The sequence below is a fragment of the Corallococcus sp. AB049A genome (genome assembly GCF_003668885.1).
GTDB classification, from domain to species: domain Bacteria; phylum Myxococcota; class Myxococcia; order Myxococcales; family Myxococcaceae; genus Corallococcus; species Corallococcus interemptor.
Window position 1 is genome coordinate 1 of sequence record NZ_RAWL01001276.1, and the last position, 415, is coordinate 415.

Annotated in this window: 1 pseudogene; it reads right to left on the reverse strand. The window is 71.3% G+C overall.

The annotated features are described in order from the left end of the window. Window positions 1–415 (reverse strand): annotated as a pseudogene (locus D7X55_RS46995) (cation:proton antiporter); the annotation flags it as partial.

Below are 415 nucleotides of genomic sequence, written 5' to 3' on the forward strand. Positions count from 1 at the left end.
ACCATCACCAGCAGCGAGAACTCCGAGCCCGGCGCGTGCGGCGCCACCCAGCGGCCCAGCGCGATGAACAGCAGCGGCAGGCCGATCATCATCGCCAGCAGGGCCAGGCTGGACAGCGCCATGTGGCCCGGGTCGCCGGCCTGCAGCACGATGAACAACGCCGCCAGCGCCAGCAGTTCGCCGGCGATGGCCTTGCTGGTGACCCAGAACCGCTCGTCCTCGCTCAGGCCCAGCCGCGACAGCGAATCCATGATGAAGCCGGTGGAGGGCGTCAGCAGCGCCAGCGCCAGCAGCCCAGCGGCCTGCCATGGCAGCCCCGCATAGCGCCAGGCCAGCCAGCCCACGCCGAACAGCGTGCCGGTACGGATCACCAGGTGCGCCAGCAGCGGCCACATGCCACGCCGCAGCGCCTGCA